Below are 664 nucleotides of genomic sequence, written 5' to 3' on the forward strand. Positions count from 1 at the left end.
CGTTAAAGAGAATAATTTGTTTTCGCCGGACTCTACACAAGACACTTGAATGTGTTTGTTTTGAGAACTCGTATCTTCTCTCGAAGATACTATTGTAATCCAACTCGTTGAGTTGAATTTACTAGTCAGCTTTCCAGATTGTTAAAGAACATTGTGTTGACCTATCTAAAGGTGTCCACTTTTTAACGACACTCGCCTCTTTGTTTCAAGAGAAGTGTGTTTAAAGAGTGGTGGAGCTATGCGGGATCGAACCGCAGACCTCCTGCGTGCAAGGCAGGCGCTCTCCCAGCTGAGCTATARCCCCAACGTTTGAAAGACTGTTAACCACATTTCTCCGGGAGAGAAAGTGGTGGGTCTGAGTGGACTTGAACCACCGACCTCACCCTTATCAGGGGTGCGCTCTAACCACCTGAGCTACAGACCCGTTCGAATCTTGTTCCTGTGAACCACCGACCTCACCGCTTTCACCAAGGGCATGGGGCTAATCACCGAACTTCAGACTCTAGTCTTTCACGTTCTTTTACATTTTAACCAGGCAATCTGTGTGGACACTGCATTAAACAGCAAGTCTTTAGGTAAGGAGGTGATCCAGCCCCAGGTTCCCCTAGGGCTACCTTGTTACGACTTCACCCCAGTCATGAACCACACCGTGGTAAACGCCCTC

The 664-nt window shown here is 47.5% G+C and carries 2 tRNA genes and 1 rRNA gene; all 3 read right to left on the reverse strand.

Annotated elements, in window-relative coordinates:
• Positions 1 to 228: 228 nt before the first annotated feature.
• Positions 229 to 304 (reverse strand) — tRNA-Ala (locus EDI28_RS26195).
• 43 nt (positions 305 to 347) lie between these two features.
• Positions 348 to 424, reverse strand: a tRNA-Ile gene (locus EDI28_RS26200).
• 152 nt (positions 425 to 576) lie between these two features.
• Positions 577 to 664, reverse strand: a 16S ribosomal RNA gene (locus EDI28_RS26205); the annotation flags it as partial.

The organism is Photobacterium chitinilyticum (genome assembly GCF_004104355.1).
GTDB lineage: Bacteria > Pseudomonadota > Gammaproteobacteria > Enterobacterales > Vibrionaceae > Photobacterium > Photobacterium chitinilyticum.